The 15,943-nt window shown below is 73.2% G+C and carries 15 protein-coding genes and 1 pseudogene; 12 read left to right on the forward strand and 4 right to left on the reverse strand.

Annotated features, from left to right (window positions below; genetic code table 11):
* Window positions 1–38: 38 nt before the first annotated feature.
* Window positions 39–1,994 carry a helix-turn-helix domain-containing protein gene (locus tag ACZ5NJ_RS02075; protein ID WP_468761683.1) on the forward strand — a complete coding sequence of 652 codons (1,956 nt, stop codon included), beginning with the start codon at window positions 39–41 and terminating at the stop codon, window positions 1,992–1,994.
* Here the strand turns inward: ACZ5NJ_RS02075 and ACZ5NJ_RS02080 are convergent.
* The gene (locus tag ACZ5NJ_RS02080; RefSeq protein ID WP_468761685.1) at window positions 1,967–3,238 is read right to left on the reverse strand and encodes an IS701 family transposase; all 1,272 of its coding nucleotides are present in this window, start codon (window positions 3,236–3,238) and stop codon (window positions 1,967–1,969) included. The genes ACZ5NJ_RS02075 and ACZ5NJ_RS02080 overlap by 28 nt on opposite strands.
* Window positions 3,239–3,476: 238 nt before the next feature.
* Between ACZ5NJ_RS02080 and ACZ5NJ_RS02085 the strand changes: the two genes are divergently transcribed.
* From ACZ5NJ_RS02085 to ACZ5NJ_RS02105, 5 genes are all read left to right on the forward strand, one after another.
* On the forward strand, window positions 3,477–4,553 hold the full coding sequence (locus ACZ5NJ_RS02085) for a CE1758 family FMN-dependent luciferase-like monooxygenase (protein WP_468761687.1): 1,077 nt from the start codon (window positions 3,477–3,479) through the stop codon (window positions 4,551–4,553).
* 38 nt (window positions 4,554–4,591) lie between these two features.
* Window positions 4,592–5,005: a DUF3151 domain-containing protein gene (locus tag ACZ5NJ_RS02090; RefSeq protein WP_468761689.1), complete on the forward strand. Its 414-nt coding sequence runs from the start codon at window positions 4,592–4,594 to the stop codon at window positions 5,003–5,005.
* A gap of 130 nt (window positions 5,006–5,135) precedes the next feature.
* A complete protein-coding gene (locus ACZ5NJ_RS02095; protein ID WP_468761691.1) occupies window positions 5,136–5,984 on the forward strand; it encodes a tryptophan 2,3-dioxygenase family protein in 849 nt (282 codons plus the stop codon).
* Window positions 5,977–7,197, forward strand: coding sequence for a kynureninase (gene kynU, locus ACZ5NJ_RS02100; protein ID WP_468761694.1), 1,221 nt, complete (start codon window positions 5,977–5,979; stop codon window positions 7,195–7,197). Before ACZ5NJ_RS02095 ends, kynU begins: the two co-directional genes overlap by 8 nt.
* Before the next feature lie 187 nt (window positions 7,198–7,384).
* Window positions 7,385–8,260 carry an alpha/beta hydrolase family protein gene (locus ACZ5NJ_RS02105; RefSeq protein ID WP_468761696.1) on the forward strand — a complete coding sequence of 292 codons (876 nt, stop codon included), beginning with the start codon at window positions 7,385–7,387 and terminating at the stop codon, window positions 8,258–8,260.
* Here the strand turns inward: ACZ5NJ_RS02105 and ACZ5NJ_RS02110 are convergent.
* Window positions 8,185–8,646 (reverse strand): hypothetical protein, encoded by a 462-nt coding sequence (locus tag ACZ5NJ_RS02110; RefSeq protein WP_468761698.1) that lies wholly within the window; start codon window positions 8,644–8,646, stop codon window positions 8,185–8,187. The two genes, ACZ5NJ_RS02105 and ACZ5NJ_RS02110, sit on opposite strands and share 76 nt — an antisense overlap.
* A gap of 122 nt (window positions 8,647–8,768) precedes the next feature.
* On the opposite strand from ACZ5NJ_RS02110, the pseudogene ACZ5NJ_RS02115 reads away from it, so the two are divergent.
* The 3 genes and pseudogenes from ACZ5NJ_RS02115 to ACZ5NJ_RS02125 all read left to right on the forward strand — a co-directional run bounded on the left by ACZ5NJ_RS02115 (window position 8,769) and on the right by ACZ5NJ_RS02125 (window position 10,959).
* Window positions 8,769–9,604, forward strand: a pseudogene (locus ACZ5NJ_RS02115) (helix-turn-helix domain-containing protein).
* A complete protein-coding gene (locus tag ACZ5NJ_RS02120; protein ID WP_468761700.1) occupies window positions 9,601–9,846 on the forward strand; it encodes a DUF397 domain-containing protein in 246 nt (81 codons plus the stop codon). Before ACZ5NJ_RS02115 ends, ACZ5NJ_RS02120 begins: the two are co-directional and overlap by 4 nt.
* 537 nt (window positions 9,847–10,383) lie before the next feature.
* Window positions 10,384–10,959: a 3'-5' exonuclease gene (locus tag ACZ5NJ_RS02125; protein ID WP_468761702.1), complete on the forward strand. Its 576-nt coding sequence runs from the start codon at window positions 10,384–10,386 to the stop codon at window positions 10,957–10,959.
* Between the two features lie 499 nt (window positions 10,960–11,458).
* Here ACZ5NJ_RS02125 and ACZ5NJ_RS02130 read toward each other — a convergent pair whose 3' ends face one another.
* Both ACZ5NJ_RS02130 and ACZ5NJ_RS02135 read right to left on the reverse strand, forming a co-directional pair.
* Window positions 11,459–11,974, reverse strand: a complete 516-nt coding sequence (locus ACZ5NJ_RS02130) for a carboxymuconolactone decarboxylase family protein (RefSeq protein WP_468761704.1) — start codon at window positions 11,972–11,974, stop codon at window positions 11,459–11,461.
* A 100-nt stretch (window positions 11,975–12,074) separates the two neighbouring features.
* Window positions 12,075–12,872, reverse strand: coding sequence for a GbsR/MarR family transcriptional regulator (locus ACZ5NJ_RS02135; protein WP_468761706.1), 798 nt, complete (start codon window positions 12,870–12,872; stop codon window positions 12,075–12,077).
* A 238-nt stretch (window positions 12,873–13,110) separates the two neighbouring features.
* Between ACZ5NJ_RS02135 and ACZ5NJ_RS02140 the strand changes: the two genes are divergently transcribed.
* From ACZ5NJ_RS02140 to ACZ5NJ_RS02150, 3 genes are all read left to right on the forward strand, one after another.
* The gene (locus tag ACZ5NJ_RS02140) at window positions 13,111–13,800 is read left to right on the forward strand and encodes a DUF4097 family beta strand repeat-containing protein (protein WP_468761708.1); all 690 of its coding nucleotides are present in this window, start codon (window positions 13,111–13,113) and stop codon (window positions 13,798–13,800) included.
* Between the two features lie 53 nt (window positions 13,801–13,853).
* Window positions 13,854–15,050, forward strand: coding sequence for a serine hydrolase domain-containing protein (locus tag ACZ5NJ_RS02145; RefSeq protein WP_468761710.1), 1,197 nt, complete (start codon window positions 13,854–13,856; stop codon window positions 15,048–15,050).
* Window positions 15,051–15,114: 64 nt separating this feature from the next.
* On the forward strand, window positions 15,115–15,909 hold the full coding sequence (locus ACZ5NJ_RS02150) for a hypothetical protein (protein WP_468761712.1): 795 nt from the start codon (window positions 15,115–15,117) through the stop codon (window positions 15,907–15,909).
* The last annotated feature ends 34 nt before the right edge of the window (window positions 15,910–15,943 follow it).

Genomic DNA, 15,943 nt, shown 5'->3' on the forward strand with positions numbered 1-15,943 from the left:
ACGCGGGGAAAAACAGCTGGTCGGAGGGGGTCGGCAGAATGCGCGGGGACGACGCGGGCGCACTGGCCGTACTGGAACTGCTCGCGGAGGACGCCCCGCCGGGCCGCTACCAGGCGCTGCTCACCGAAGCGCGGGCGGCCGGAGCCGACGACGCCACCCTCGACGGGCTCACCCGCGCCCTGGAACTGGCCCGGTCCGTCCAGGCCCGCGCGAGCCGCAGCCGGCAGCGCGAAGCCGCCCTCACCGCCCTCGTCGACACCGCGCACGACCTCACCTCCCCGTACGACATCGACGGCCTGCTCCGCCTGATCACCCGGCGCGCCCGGCGCCTCCTCGGCTTCGACATGGCCTGGCTGTCCCTGAGCCGCCCCGACGGCTCGGCCTACGTCCGCACCTCCGAGGGCGAGACCACCGCCCTGAACGTCGGCCTGGAACTCGGCACCGGCCGCGGCCTCGGCAGCATCGCCCAGGCCCGCCGCTCCCCGGTGTGGACCCCCGACTACCTCACCGACCCCACCATCGCGCACGCCCCCGGCATCGACGCCGTCGTCGAGGCGGAGGGCCTCCACGCGATCATCGCCGTACCGCTGCGCCGCGGGGACTCCACGCTCGGCGCCCTCTACGGCTCGGACCGCGCGGTACGGCAGTTCAGCCCCGACGAGATCGGCATCATGCTCTCCCTCGCCGACCTGGCCGCCGTCGCCATCGAGAAGGCCCGGCTGCTGGAGCAGACCCGCGACCAGGTCACCGAGCTGGAGGCCTTCGGCTCGCGCACCAACACCGCCCTCACCCGCGTCCGCTACCTGTGGGAGTGTCACGCCCGCCTCGCCGGGCTCGTCCTGGACGGCGCCGGCCTGCCCACCCTCGCCCGGGCCACCGCCGACGCGCTGGACGGCGTCCTCCAGGTGCGCGACCCGGGCGGGCGCCCGCTGACCGCCACCGGGGAACTGCCCGGCTTGGACGAGGAGGCCGTCACCAAGGGGGCCCTCCAGGCGCTCACCGACCGGCGCCCCGTCCGCCTGCCCGGCGACCTGTGGCTGGCCCCCGTCCTCGCCGGCGCCGAGGACCTGGGGGTGCTGCTGCTGAGCGCCTCCGCCCCGCTCGCCGACGAGGACGTACGGCTGCTCCAGCTGGCCGCCCAGTCCGTGGCCTGCCTGATGCTCATCCAGCGGGGCACCGCCGCGGCCGAGGGACCCGTCCACGACGAACTCCTCGCCGACCTCCTCGACCGGCCGCACTCCGTCGACCTGCACCTGCTGGAGCGCACCCGCCGGCTCGGCATCGACCTCGACCGCCCGCACGTGGTGGTCGTCGCCCGGCCCGAGGGCGGCGAGCTCGGCAAGGCCGTCGCCTGGGCCACCTCGTACGCCTACCGGATGGGCGGCCTCAAGGGCGTCCGCCGGGGCTGCCTCGTCCTCGTCCTGCCCGGCACCGACGCCTCCGCCGCCGCCCACCGGGCCTCCGGCGAGCTGTCCCCGCTGCTGGGCCACGCCGTGTCCACCGGCGCCGCCGGACCCGCCGGCGGCCCCGGCGAGGTGGCCCGCGTCTACGCCGAAGCGGTGCGCTGCCTCGACGCGCTGACCGCCCTCGGCGGGGTCGGCGGCACCGCCTCCCTGCGCGAACTGGGCTTCGTCGGCCTGCTCCTGTCCGCCGACCACGACGTGGAGGCGTACATCGAGGGCACCATCGGCCCCGTCCTGGAGTACGACACCGACCGGCCGACCGAACTGACCCGCACCCTGGAGGCGTACTTCGCCTCCGGCGCCAGCCCCACCCACGCCGCCGAGGCCCTGCACGTCCACCCCAACACCGTCTCCCGGCGCCTGGAGCGCATCGCCGAACTCCTCGGCCCCGACTGGCAGAAGCCCGCCCGGGCGCTGGAGATCCAGATGGCGCTGCGGCTGCGCAGGACCCGTACCGTCCTGCACGACCGCCGCACCGCCGCCGACCGGTCGGCCGCTCCCCCCTACGCCGCCCCGTACGAGGCCCCGTAGCCCCGCGTCGCCGTCAGCGCCCGGGCGGCGTGCGCCACCGAGGCCAGCGTCACGTGCCGGTGCCAGCCCGGCAGCGCCCGCCCCGCGAAGTCGCGCAGCCCGGCCTCCTGCCCGCTGTGCTCGGCGGCGAACGCCACCCGCCGGCCCTGCTTCGTCAGCCGCAGCAGCGGGCCCACCGGCAGCCGCACCAGGTCCGTCACCCACAGCTGCGACGGCGCGCGGCGCGGGTCCGTCCACTCGCCGACCAGCAGCAGGTGGCGGCGGCGGGCCGGCGCGGGGTCGGGCATCATCACCCGCACCGCGACCGCGAGGGTGCTGCGGTGCCGGGTGCCGCCCGCCGCCGGATCCGGTTCGGTCCACTCCACCGGGGTGCTCAGCCCCTTCACCGACTGCAGCACGTCCCGCGCGCAGCGCGCCCCCGCGCCGTGCCCCGGCAGCGCCGGATCGGTGACGAGCAGCGGGGTGGACGGGCCGATCCGGGCGATGACGGGCAGGCCCGCCTCGGCGAAGCGGTTCATCGTGGAGCGTGTGCCGATCCCGCGGATGTCGAGCACCACCGGCCGCACCGGGCTCCCGCCGCGCCGGATCGTGGAGATCACCGCGGCCGCGGCGGCCTCCTCGTACGCGGCCCGCGCGGCGTGCTCGTCGGCGAACCCCGCCGGTCCCGCCCCCGCGCCCGCCGCCGCGGACGCGCCCGCGGCCTCCTCCGCCTCCGGCAGGAACATCTCCCAGCCCACCGGCGTGGCCAGCGCGGCCGAGGCGAACCAGATCCCGAACGCCTGCTGCCCCCGGAACATCTGCCCCTGGTGCGGGTCGAAACGGTTCGCCACGCCCACCGAGTGCTCCCCGCCCTTCGGGATGGCCATCGGCTGCGCCACCCACGCCGTCAGCGGACTGGCCGCCTCCAGGAAGCGGGAGAGGTTGGCGCGGATCGGCTGCCAGTCCCAGGTGGAGCCCGAGATGAAGTGGTGCATGCTCTGCTCGGCCGCCCCGCCGCCGACCTGGCCCGCGATCCCGCGCATCGACTTGCGGCCGGGCAGGGCGAGCAGGCCCTGCACGTACTGGCGGCCCTTCTCCCGCTGGTCCTTGCGGCGCAGCGGGGAGAGGACGGCGGCGCACAGGTCGTCGGCCGCCTCCCGGGCCGGATCCGGCCGCCCCGTCCCGGTCCCGCCCCCCGCCGGTGCCCCCGTACCCGCCCCCGCGGATGCCCCCGTCCCCGTGATGCTGATGGTGCTGCTGCTCATGACCGCTTCCACGACATGCCCCCCTCGGCGTGCGTCCACTGCCCCTCTACCGTCCGTCGAGGAACCCCTGTGGGGGGAGGTGTGCCGGTCACCGCGCTCGGCGCGGAGGTGGTGGGGTCCCCACCACCCGGGCGACTTGACGGACTGTCGGCCCGGACCTGGCCGGACCACCGCAGATCGGGCACGGTCTTGACCCGCGGCGTCGGCACGGGAGGCGTACGAAGGCGGGAGCAGCGGCGTGCAGTTCGGCATCTTCTCGGTCGGCGAGCTGGCCCCCGACCCCCGCACCGGCCGGATGCCGACCGAGCACGAACGCATCCGGGCCATGACCGCCCTCGCCGTCCGCGCGGAGGAGGCCGGCCTCGACGTCTTCGCCACCGGCGAGCACCACAACCCGCCCTACGTCTGCTCCTCCCCGGCCACCCTGCTCGCGTACGTGGCCGCCCGGACCCGGCGGCTGGTCCTGTCCACCGCCACCACCCTGGTCACCACCAACGACCCGGTGCGCGTCGCCGAGGAGTACGCGCTGCTCCAGCACCTGGCGGGCGGCCGGCTCGACCTGATCACCGGCCGGGGCGACACCCCCGACGTCTACCCCTGGTTCGGCCAGGACCTCCGCGAGACCCTCGCCCTGGCCCGCGAGAACTACGCCCTGCTGCACCGCCTCTGGCGCGAGACCGACGTCGACTGGCGGGGCCGCTCCCGGGCCCGGCTGGACGGCTTCACCTCCACGCCCCGCCCGCTGGACGGCGTACCGCCGTTCGTGTGGCACGCCTCGGTGCGCTCCCCGCAGGCCGCCGAGCTGGCCGCCCTCTACGGCGACGGCTTCTTCGCCGACAACCTCCTCGCACCGGTGGAGCACTACGCCCGCCTGGTCGAGCTCTACCGCACCCGGTACGCCGAGCACGGCCACGGCACCCCCGAACAGGCCATCGTCGGCGCCGGCGGGCAGCTGTTCGTCCGGGCCCGGTCGCAGGACGCGCTGAGCGAGTTCCGCCCCTACTTCCACCGCTCCCCGGCGTACGCGGGGCACTGGTCCCTGGAGGAGTGCGCGGCCCGGACCCCGCTGACCGTCGGCAGCCCGGCCGAGGCCATCGAGAAGATCCTCGGCTTCCGGGAGGCCTACGGCCACTACCAGCGCCAGCTCTTCGCCGTCGACCACGCCGGGGTCCCGCTGCGGACGGCGCTGGAGCAGATCGACATCCTGGGCGAGCACATCGTCCCGGTCCTGCGCCGCGAGCTCGCCGCGACCCGCCCCGCGGCGGTCCCCGCGGGCCCCCGCCACCCGGCGGCACCGGACCGGGCCGGGGTGTGACCGTCCGGTCGACGGGACGCGTCGGACACACTGATCCCATGTCGATTCACCAGAACCTGCTCGGGGGCCCCGCCCCCACCCACCTGCCCGACGAGCCCGCGCCCCGCGAGGCCCTCGCCGCCGGCACCGCCCCCTCCGAGGTGGCCGCCGCCCACCCGACCTCCTCCCTGGCCTGGGCCGCCCTCGCCGACGAGGCCTTCGCCGCCGGCCGGACCGTCGAGTCGTACGCGTACGCCCGTACCGGCTACCACCGCGGCCTGGACGCGCTGCGCCGCGCCGGCTGGAAGGGCCACGGCCCGGTGCCGTGGGAGCACGAGCCGAACCGCGGCTTCCTGCGCGCCCTGCACGCCCTGGCCCGCGCCGCCGGCGCCATCGGCGAGAAGGACGAGTACGAGCGCTGCTCGGCCTTCCTGCGCGACTCCTCCCCGACCGCGGCGGACACGCTCGCGTAACGCCCGGGCCGAGTGCCCTAGAGGTGCCCCGGATCTCCTGTTTATGATGCGATGCAGGGGACCGGGGCTCCACTTATCCCAATCGGAAGGAGCGGACCGCTACCCGGAAGCACGTGTCGAGGAGACAGCGATGTCGCACGCCCTTGATGCCTCCGGAGCCGGTTCGGACACCCCGAACCTCGACTTCGACGGCACCACCCCGTACGAGGACTACGTCCAGGCGGACGTCCTCACCCACCTCCAGCACCTGCGCTCGGACGACCCCGGCGAGATGGTCTTCCTGGTCACGACCCAGGTCATGGAGCTGTGGTTCACCGTCATCGTCCACGAGTGGGAGACCGCCGCGCGCGCCCTGCGCGAGGACGCCGTCCCGGTCGCGATGGACGCGCTGAAACGATCCCTCAGGGAGCTGGAGGCGCTCAACCACTCCTGGCGGCCGCTGGCCCAGCTCACCCCCGCGCAGTTCAACGCCTACCGCGGCGCCCTCGGCGAGGGTTCCGGTTTCCAGTCCGCGATGTACCGCCGGATGGAGTTCCTCCTCGGCGAGAAGTCCGCGTCCATGCTGGTCCCGCACCGCGGCGCCCCGCGCGTCCACGCCGAGCTGGAGAAGGCCCTCCACGAGCCGAGCCTCTACGACGAGACCCTGCGCCTGCTCGCCCGCCGCGGCCTGCCCGTCCCGCAGTCGGTCCTCGACCGGGACCTCTCCCAGCGGTACGAGCCCTCCGCCGCCGTCGAGGCCGTCTGGACGGAGCTCTACGCCGACCCCACCGGCACCCACGCCGACCTGCACCGCCTCGGCGAGGTCCTCACCGACGTGGCCGAGCTGGTCTGGCGCTGGCGCAACGACCACCTGGTCGCCACCCGCCGCGCGATGGGCGCCAAGACCGGCACGGGCGGCTCCGCCGGGGTGACCTGGCTGGAGAAGCGCGCCTCCAAGAACGTCTTCCCCGAGCTCTGGACGGCCCGCAGCCATGTCTGACGCGATGCTCACGGACCTCCGGGATCCCCAGGACCTCCGGGCCCGCGCCGCCCGCCTCGACGCCGAGGACCCCCTCGGCAAGCTGCGCGAGCGCTTCACCCTCCCCGACGGCCTCGTCTACCTCGACGGCAACTCCCTCGGCGCCCTGCCGGCCGGGGTCCCCGGCGCGGTGGCCGACGTGGTGCACCGCCAGTGGGGCGAGCTGCTCATCCGCTCCTGGGACGAGAGCGGCTGGTGGACCGCGCCCGAGCGGATCGGCGACCGCATCGCCCCGCTCGTCGGCGCCGCCCCCGGCCAGGTCACCGTCGGCGACTCCACCAGCGTCAACCTCTTCAAGGCCCTCGTCGGCGCGGCCCGCCTGGCCGCCCCCGGCCGCACCCGGATGCTGGTCGACGCCACCACCTTCCCCACCGACGGCTACATCGCCGCCTCCGCCGCCCGGATGACCGGCCTGGACCTCGTCCCGGTCGACCCCTCGGACGCCGCGGCCGCGATGGACGAGGGCACCGCGGTGGTCCTCCTCAACCACGTCGACTACCGCACCGGCCGGCTCCACGACCTGCCCGCCCTCACCGCCGCCGCCCACGCGGCGGGCGCGCTGATCGTCTGGGACCTCTGCCACAGCGCCGGCGCCCTCCCCGTCGGCCTGGACGCGCACGCCGTCGACCTCGCGGTCGGCTGCACGTACAAGTACCTCAACGGCGGCCCCGGCTCCCCGGCGTACCTGTACGTGGCCCGGCGCCACCAGGGTGCCTTCGACTCCCCGCTCCCCGGCTGGAACAGCCACGCCGAGCCCTTCGCGATGACCCCCGAGTACACGCCCGCCCAGGGCGCCGCCCGGGTGCGCGTCGGGACCCCGGACATCCTGTCCATGCTGGCCCTGGAAGCGTCCCTCGACGCCTGGGAGGGCGTGGACGTCGAGGCGGTCCGCGCCAAGTCCCTCGCCCTGACCGACTTCTTCCTGGACTGCGTGGCGGCGTACGTCCCGCCGGGCCTGGTCGAGGTGGTCACCCCGGAGGAGCACGACCGCCGCGGCAGCCAGGTCTCCCTGCGCACGGCGGGCGCCCGCGAGGTGATGACGGAGCTCATCTCCCGCGGCGTCGTGGGCGACTTCCGCGCCCCCGACGTCCTGCGCTTCGGGTTCACCCCGCTCTACGTCGGATTCGCCGACGCCGAGCGCGCGGCGCGCACGCTGGGTCACATTTTCGGGTGACGCGGTAGCGAAACGTCACAGCACGGGGCGGGCGGGGTTATGGCTCCGCCCGCCTCCGCGCGGGCTCGTCCCGGCGGCGAGGGGCACGCGACAGCCTGATACGGTCCCGCTCTGCCGGAAACACCGGAACACCTGTCCCCGCTGTCACACGCGTTGCTGTCACACGCGTTACCGAGAGGTCGAGCCGATGACGGACCCCGCAGTCGAACGGGACGCCGCCGAGGCCGACGCGGCCTTCGCACACCCCCCGGTCGCACCGGACGCGAGCGCGGCGTACGGGGAACACCCCGACCAGGTCATCGACTTCTACGCCCCGCGCGGGGACTCCTCCGGCCCGGCCCCGCTCGTCGTCGTCCTGCACGGAGGCGCCTGGCGCGCCCCGTACGACCGCCTGCACGTCACCCCGTTCGCGGACTTCCTCGCCCGGCGCGGCTTCGCCGTGGCCAACGTCGAGTACCGGCGCGGCAGCTCCCTGCCCCACCAGGGCTCCGGGGGCCCGGTCGCGGGCCGCTGGCCGGAGACCTTCGACGACGTCGCCGCCGCCATGGACGCCCTGCCGGGCCTCCTCGCCTCCGCCCTCCCGGCGGCCGACCCCCGCAGGACGGTCGTCACCGGCCACTCCGCGGGCGGCCACCTCGCCCTGTGGGCCGCCGCCCGGCACGTCCTGCCCCCCGGCTCCCCCTGGCGGCTGCCTTCCCCGCCGGACCTGCGCGGCGTGGTGGCACTGGCCCCCATCGCGGACTTCGAGGTCGCGGAGCGGCTCGGCGTGTGCGGCGGGGCCTGCGCCCAGCTCCTGGGCGGCCCGGCCCACTGGGAGGCCCGCCGCCCCTCGGCGGACCCCGCTTCCCTCCTCCCGACGGGCATCGCCACGACGGTGGTCCAGGGCCGCGAGGACATCGTGGTCCCGCCTGCGGTGGCGGAGTCGTACGCGGCCGCGGCGGCGAAGGCGGGGGAGATGGTCGGACTGACCCTGGTCGAGGGGGTCGGTCACTTCCCGCTGATCGACCCGGCGGCGGACGCCTGCGCGGTGGTGGCGGAGGAGATCTCGCAGCTGGCCTGGTAGAGCCCGGCCGCGCGGTGCAGCAGGAGCGCGTGCACGAACCGGTCCTCGGCCTTGGGCGGACACCGCCAGGTCAGGGGCCAGGCCCCGTCGAGGGCGGGGACGGGGATGTACGTCGTCCGGCGCGGCCCGGCCGTGAGCCGCCGGAACCCGGGGGGCCACATGCGGTACTGGGCACTGCCGACCGGGATCAGGAAGTAGACGGGACGGCGTCCGTTGGCCTGCACGACGATGGGACCGGGGTCACCGCCCGTGAGCGTGACGAGCAGATCGGCGAGATCCCGTCCCATGTCACCGTCCACACGCAGGGCGTCAAACTGCACGCCGGCTTTGCGGAAGGCGATGCCGGCGTGCGGGAGCCAGGTGGGGGTGTCGCTTTCGGTGTTCATGGCCCCAGGGTGATGGCTCAGCCGTAGCGTTTTCCATAACGCTGAGTCGAGGGCTCGTAACGGTAGCGATCCGGCCGGTGCTGGTTGAACGTGGTTGAGTCCGGTTGAGTGGGGTGTGCTCCATGGCGAAGGCAGCCAACAAGCAGACGGCGGGCGGCGCGACCCGCCTGGTGGCCCATCTGGCCCGTGTTCTGAGGGAGAAGGCGGGTTACACCCAGTCGGAGCTGGGGAGGAAAATCGGGTACTCGGGCGCGGCCATCAGCGCGATGGAAACGTGTGCCCAGCCCGCGAGTGACGACATGCTCGTCGAACTCGAACGGGAGGTCGGCTGGGGTCTCGGCGTCTTCGAGATGGCGCGTGGACTGTACGTCTGGACAAGTATCCGGTCCAGTTCCAGGACTTCATCGCCCTGGAGCGCCGTGTCCGCACCTTGTGCATGTTCGAGACGCTCGTGATCAACGGCCTGTTCCAGACCAAGGCGTACGCGCAAGCCTTGATCGCCGGCGGCTATCCAGTGCTGCCGGACCGTCGGGTCGAGGAACTGGTCGAAGCCCGCATGGAGCGAACTGCGCTCTTCGACCGCGAACCGATCGCGTTGATCGAACTCATCCTGGACGAGTCCGCTCTGCTGCGCGGCGTCGGCGGTCCCGACATCATGCGGGACCAGCTCCGACACCTTGCCGAGCTCGCCAAGCGGCGCAACGTGACCGTGCAAGTCCTGCCTTTGAACTGCGGGTTCACAGGAGAGCATGCGGGAGCGCGGGGAGGGCTGACCATCCTCGAAACTGCAGACCACGAACACCTCGCCTACATGGAGGCGCAGGACGAGAGTGTGATGATCAGCGACCCGGGAATGGTGAGCATGTACTCGCAACGGTATGCGAAGATCCGCGCACAGGCCTTGGGCCCGCGTGAGTCGCTGGGCCTCATCGAGCGGTTGGCGGGTGATCGGCAGTGAGCAACCATCTGCGATGGTTCAGGTCCAGCTACAGCAGCGACGCCGGTGGCCAGTGCGTCGAAGTGGCCTACGACTGGCGGAAGTCGAGCTACAGCAGCCCCAACGGCGGTGACTGCGTAGAGGTGGCGGGGTGCCCCCACGCCGTCCACGTCCGGGACTCCAAGAACCTCGGCCCCACCCTCACCCTGGCTCCCACGGCCTGGGCCGACTTCGCCGACTGGGCGGTGTCACAAGGGGCGTGACCCCCTCGGACGGTCTCAGGGACGGGCTGGGGGCTTCCCGTCAGTCCCACTGTCCTTCCGGTTCGGGCCGGCCTGTCAAGGGCGCTCCTTCGTCGCGTCGCTGCGCGATGGCCTTCGGCCACCCTTGACAGACCGTCCCGAACCGAAAAGACAAGGACTGTCGGGAAGCCCCCAGAGGAACGGTCCGGTCCATAGTCGGACAATCGGCGGGATCAGCAGACCATTCGGGAGGTCGGGGGCCGGCGGACCGGGCATCCGAGCCCACTTCCCAGCCGCCCCGGACCAGTGGCGCGGCCATCCCGCCCCAGATCGCTACGCGCTCCTCCCGTCTCGGCGTCCGCCGCCCGTCCGGGCTCGCTGCATTCGCCAAAGGACGACGGATCCGTCATCCGGGGTCGGTGGGCGCGACAGATCGCTACGCGCTCCTCGAACTCCGGCGTCGGACTGCCGTCTCGGGCCGGGATGCCCAGCGGCCCGGCCTTTGGCCCGCCTGAAAACGAGGTGCTCCAGCCGTTGCCCCTCCTTACGCTTCCTGCCATGGACAGCACCTGGGCCGACGGCCTCGTCAACGTCGTGGACGTCGAAGCGACGTGCTGGACGGGCTCTCCGCCACCCGGCCAGGTCAGCGAGATCATCGAGGTCGGGTTGACCGTCATCGATCTGGCCGCCGGTGAGCGGCTCGCCCGGCACCGGATCCTGGTGAGGCCCGACCGGTCCACGGTCAGCGAGTTCTGCACGGAGCTGACCGGCCTCACCCCACAGGAGGTCGACCAGGGGGTCACTTTCGCCGAGGCGTGCCGGCTCCTGGCGGCCGAGCACGACGCGGGCGCCCGGCCGTGGGTCAGTTGGGGCGACTACGACCGTCACCAGTTCACACGCCAGTGCCAGGCCGCACGGACGCCCTATCCGTTCGGTCGCCGTCACACCAATGCCAAGGCCGTCTTCACCCAGGCATACGGCCTGCGCAAACGCCCGGGCATGGCCCAGGCCCTGAAGACAGCCGGGCTGCCGCTCGAAGGCCGTCACCACCGGGGCGAGGACGACGCCTGGAACATCGCAGCCCTCGTCCTCCACCTCTCAGAACGCCACGCCTGGCCAGACCACCCCGCCTGACGATTTCATCGTCCTTGGGTGCGGGCAGCGACCCCAGACGGCCGCCGGACGCCGAGGAATGAGGAGCGCGTAGCGATTTTGGGCGCCCCCCGGCCCCGGATGACGATCCTGTCGTCCTTGGGTGCGGGCAGCGAGCCCAGACGGCCAGCGGACGCTAAGCCGGGAGGAGCGCGTAGCGATCTGACGCGTAGGGCGGCCCCGATTGCGGCTGACGGGGGCCGGATGGATGTCTGCCGGCCCCCGACCACCCCGACTGCTCCCTGACACGGCCGGATGTCTCATGTACATCCGTCCCGTTTCTTTGGGGGTTTCCCGGCAGTCTTCGTTTTTCCGTGGCGGGACGGTCTGTCAAGGGTGGCCGAAGGCCATCGCGCAGCGACGCGACGAAGGAGCGCCCTTGACAGGCCGGCCCGCCACGGAAGGACGATGAGACTGACGGGAAAGCCCCAACCCTTCTCTGAGACCGCTCAAGGGGACCCCGCCCACCCCCGGTCCCGGCTCACTCCCACTGCCGGGCGCCCAGCGACTCCACCGGCTGGGGCTTGCCGATGACGGCCAGGGCGATGAAGAAGCCGATCTGGCCGATCGCGATGGTCAGGGTGGCCATCGCCTTGTCGTCGTAGTGCTCCGCCGCCTGCGCGTAGAGCTCGTCCGGGACGCGCTCCTTGCCCGGTGCGGCCGGCTGGAAGGTGGCCTCGACCAGGGCGAGGGCGGCGCGTTCGGCCGGGCTGAAGTACGGGGAGTCCTGCCACGAGGCGACCGACGTGATCTGCTCCTCGGACACCCCGGCCTTCCGGAGGAAGCCCGTGTTCAGGACCGTCAGGTAGGTGTTGCCCACGATCTGCCCCGCACGCAGGTGGACAAGGCTCATCGTGCTGCGCGGCACCGACCGGTTGCCGGTGGCGCGGAAGAGGGCCGAGCTGATGTCGGCCAGCTCGGGCACGAACTCGCCGGGGTTCGGCATGCGGGAGATCGGGGCGGTCGGGGTGTTCGAGTCGGTCGGGGTGTGCGTCATGGCTGCTTCCTCCCGGGGCGGTGGCCGGCGCGCCGCGCGCCGGCCTTCACCTCACTGACCCGACGGCGCCCGCCGATGTGACAGCCCCCGGAAGATTTCTTCAGACTTCGCCATCCCGCTCGGCCTCCTCCGCCTCGGCCTCCGCCTCGGCCTCCGCCTCCGCCTCCGCCTCCGCCCCCGCGCTCGGCTCCGGCTTCGTGTGGAGGATCTCGCGGGCCTGTTCCGCCGCGCGGGTGATGCTCTCGGAGACGAAGTCGACGAACCGCGCGATGTTCTCCAGGCGGGCACCGGCGGGGGTCTGGGCGCCGAAGACGTGCACGCCCTGACGTGCTGTTTCGGCGAGGTGGGCGGTGCCCTGGGCGCTGGCGATCATCGACTGGTACCAGACGTCGTTGTCGGCGACGTACCGCTCGCGGCGGCGTTCGTCGCGTTCCCGGCGGACGAGGCCCTGGGACTCCAGGAAGGCGATGGCCTTGGAGATCGACGCCGGGCTGACCTGGAGCCGCTGGACGAGTTCCGCCGCCGTGAGGCTGCCGGAGTCGCTGGTGTAGAGGCAGGTCATGACCCGGGCCATCATCTTGGGCGTGCCCGACGCGATCAGGACCGTCGTGAACGTCTCCTCGTACGCGGCCACCGTCTCCGCGTCGCGGCCGTGGGCCAGCGGCGGAGCCTCCGCCCCGCGGGGCGCGGCCTGCTTGCGGCGGTGGGCGCGGTGCTCGGTGGCGCGGTGGGCCAGGTCGGCCCGGTAGGAGCCGGGGCCGCCGTTGCGCATGACCTCGCGGGTGACGGTCGAGGTCGGGCGGTCGAGCCGTCGGGCGATCTCGGCGTACGCGAGTCCGTCGGCCAGCCCCAGCGCGATCTGCTGGCGTTCGGACTGGGTGAGTCTGCCTCCGGGCATGTGCCGCCTCCTTGGTGGTCCGGGGCGGCCCAGCATAGCGTTCACGCCCATTCCATTGCAACGTCCGCAGGGGATTCGTTGCGTTAGATTCAAATTCGATGCAACGATTTAAACGCAATGACCAGCGAAAACAGCCATCCGATGCAACGAAGCCGTTGCCAGTCTCCTGAACGCAACTTAGCGTTTCTCCTGTCAGAAACACCGACGGGCAACCCCCGATCGAACACGGGAGACCACCATGCCGCGCTTCCCCGCCACCCCCACCGCCACCGCCACCGCCGCCGTCTCGGCCGTCATCGACGTCCCGGCCGGACGGATCCGGCTCGTCGCCGCCGACCGGGCCGACGTCACGGCCGAGGTCCGCCCGTCGGACGCCGCGAAGGGCCGCGACGTGAAGGCCGCCGAGGAGACCCGGGTCGAGTTCCTCGACGGGGTCCTGCGGATCGCGGCCGCCCCGGCCAAGAACAAGATCATGGGCAACTCGGGTTCCGTTGAAGTCACGGTCCACCTCCCCTCCGGCTCGCACGTCGAGGCGAAGGTGGCCGCCGGCGAGGTCCGGGGCGTCGGCCGGCTCGGGAACGTGGTCGTCGACGGCGCGCAGGCCCGGGTCGAGCTCGACGGGACGGCCTCCGCCCGGCTGACCGTCCAGGCCGGCGACATCTCCCTCGGCCGGCTGGACGGCCCCGCGGAGATCAGCACCCAGAAGGGCGCCATCACCATCGCCGAGGCCGTCCGGGGCACGGTCACCCTCACCACGCAGCACGGCGACATCACCGTCGGCGCCGCCCCCGGGACCTCAGCCACCCTCGACGCCGGCACCTCCCACGGCCGCGTCCACAACGCCCTCGCCAACCCCGACGGCGCGGCCGCGGCCCTGCACCTCCACGCCACCACCGCCCACGGCGACATCACCGCCCGCGGCAACTGACCGCGGCGCCCCGCATGACGTACTCACCCCACTTAACCGAGGAGCACCCCACCATGTCCGAGCAGAGCCCCACCGAGCAGAGCCCCACCGAGCAGAACAGCCCCGAGCAGAACCGCCCCGAGCAGAACCGCCCCGAGCAGAACCGCCCCGAGCTTCACCATGCCGTCCAGGAGATCGCCGGTTCCGGCTGGGCCGGGGTGCAGCTGCGCGTGAACGACGCGCGGGGCGAATGGGTCGGCAGCGCCGGTGTCGCCGAACTCGGCGGCGGCGCCGAGCCGCCGACCGACGGTCACTTCCGGATCGGCAGCAACACCAAGGTCTTCACCGCGACCCTCGTCCTCCTCCTGGTCGCCGACGGCCGCTTCGAGCTCGACGGCCCGGTCGCCGCCCACCTCCCCGAATACGACCTGGACCCCCGGATCACCCTGCGGATGGTGCTCCAGCACACGAGCGGCCTGTTCAACTTCACCGGCGAGTACTACGAGGACGGCACGGTCGCGCCCGGTATCGACTGGGAGGGCCCGGCGTGGGTGGACAACATCCTCCGCACCTACCGGCCCGAGGAGCTGGTCCGGCTGGCCCTGTCCAAGCCGGCGCGCTTCGAGCCGGGGACGGACTGGAGCTACTCCAACACCAACTACGTCCTGCTGCGCCTGCTCGTCGAGAAGGCCACCGGCCGCCCGTTCGCCGAGGAGATGGCCGGCCGGATCCTCACCCCGCTCGGCCTGACGGGCACCCTGGTGCCCGGCGCCTCGCCGGAGATCCCCGAGCCCCACGCGCACGCGTACTACGCCTACCAGCGCGACGGAGTGTGGGAGACGCGAGACGTCACCCGTGCGAACCCCTCCTGGATCTCCGCCGCCGGCGACATGATCTCCACCACCCGCGACCTCCACACCTTCTTCTCCGCCCTGATGGGCGGCCGGATCCTGCCCGGTCCGCTGCTGGACGAGATGCGCACCCCGCACCCCAAGCTCGGCTACGGCCTCGGCCTGTTCGTGCAGCGGACGGAGGCCGGCGCCACGGTCTACACCCACAACGGCGGCATGTGGGGCTGGGGGGCGCTGATGTTCTCCTCCCCGGACGGCGCCACGACCTTCGTCGCCTCGCTGACCTGCGGCGACGCCCGGCTGGATATGCCGCAGACGGGCGCGCTGTTCGGGCAGGCGCAGCAGCTGCTCGTGAACGCGGTCTTCGGCGACGTACGCCCCGACGGGCAGACCCCCTCCGAGCCGCGGCCGACCGCCTGACCGTCCCCTGGCGAGCCGGCAGGAATCCTGTCCTCCGCCGGGCGCCGCTGGCACCATTCGCCGCATGACGGTGGGGGACGAGGGGAAGCACAAGGACCGATTACTCGTGGAGCGGTTCATGGAGCCGCCGCCGGAGGCGGTCCTGAACGACCGGTACGTCCGGATCCTCCAGGGGGTGCGCTTCTGGGGCGGGCTCGGCGTGGCCCTGCTGATCAGGGCGCCGACGGCGATGGCCCAGGGTGACTACGCCGCCGGGTGGGCGCTCGACGGGCTGCTGAAGCTGCTGCTCACGCCGGTGCTGCTGCTGGTCAGCGTGCCGTTCGTGGTCGGGGCGCTGATCGCCGCCGCGCGGCCCGGGCACCGGCGGCCGATGGTGTCGCGGCTGCGGGGGCCACTGGTGGCGTTGGCGGCGCTGTTCGGGCACGTGCTGCTGCTCGTCGCCGGGGCCGCCTGTCTGGTCCTGGCCCCCGCCTCGATGAGCTGGCATTCGGTGTGGACGTACGCGGTCATGCTGGTGGGGATCGTCCTGGCCGGGCGGGGGATCGGGTTCATATGGTTCGCGGTCCCCGCGATATCCCGGCACATGTTCCGCACGGTGGAGGTCCACCAGGCCCTGCCGGCGCTGCTGACCGTCGTACTGGCCTGGGAGCTGGTGATCCAGGGGGCGTTCTTCCAGATCGGCCACCCGCCGTCGGACACCGTGTCGGTGCTGCTCCCGGTGGGCGGTGCGGCGGCGACCACTGCGGTGGCGGTCTTCGAGATCCTGCGCCTGCGCACCCGGCACGGCGTCACCCTGCGGACCTACCGGAGCCCGCGGGGCGGGGGCGGGCGCGGGGTGGTGCGAGCGGCGGGGGCGTGAACGCCGGAGGGGCGGGCGCGCACGGTGTGCGCGG

The sequence above is a fragment of the Streptomyces sp. NPDC032091 genome (assembly GCF_055580265.1).

Coding starts and splice junctions, on each gene's coding strand:
- ACZ5NJ_RS02140 (WP_468761708.1), top strand. CDS start 13,111: ATGCCGCGCTTCCCCGCCACCCCCACCGCCACCGCCACCGCCGCCGTC.
- ACZ5NJ_RS02130 (WP_468761704.1), bottom strand. CDS start 11,974: ATGACGCACACCCCGACCGACTCGAACACCCCGACCGCCCCGATCTCC.
- ACZ5NJ_RS02125 (WP_468761702.1), top strand. CDS start 10,384: ATGGACAGCACCTGGGCCGACGGCCTCGTCAACGTCGTGGACGTCGAA.
- ACZ5NJ_RS02075 (WP_468761683.1), top strand. CDS start 39: ATGCGCGGGGACGACGCGGGCGCACTGGCCGTACTGGAACTGCTCGCG.
- ACZ5NJ_RS02080 (WP_468761685.1), bottom strand. CDS start 3,238: ATGAGCAGCAGCACCATCAGCATCACGGGGACGGGGGCATCCGCGGGG.
- ACZ5NJ_RS02110 (WP_468761698.1), bottom strand. CDS start 8,646: ATGAACACCGAAAGCGACACCCCCACCTGGCTCCCGCACGCCGGCATC.
- ACZ5NJ_RS02105 (WP_468761696.1), top strand. CDS start 7,385: ATGACGGACCCCGCAGTCGAACGGGACGCCGCCGAGGCCGACGCGGCC.
- ACZ5NJ_RS02090 (WP_468761689.1), top strand. CDS start 4,592: ATGTCGATTCACCAGAACCTGCTCGGGGGCCCCGCCCCCACCCACCTG.
- ACZ5NJ_RS02135 (WP_468761706.1), bottom strand. CDS start 12,872: ATGCCCGGAGGCAGACTCACCCAGTCCGAACGCCAGCAGATCGCGCTG.
- kynU (WP_468761694.1), top strand. CDS start 5,977: ATGTCTGACGCGATGCTCACGGACCTCCGGGATCCCCAGGACCTCCGG.
- ACZ5NJ_RS02150 (WP_468761712.1), top strand. CDS start 15,115: ATGACGGTGGGGGACGAGGGGAAGCACAAGGACCGATTACTCGTGGAG.
- ACZ5NJ_RS02095 (WP_468761691.1), top strand. CDS start 5,136: ATGTCGCACGCCCTTGATGCCTCCGGAGCCGGTTCGGACACCCCGAAC.
- ACZ5NJ_RS02145 (WP_468761710.1), top strand. CDS start 13,854: ATGTCCGAGCAGAGCCCCACCGAGCAGAGCCCCACCGAGCAGAACAGC.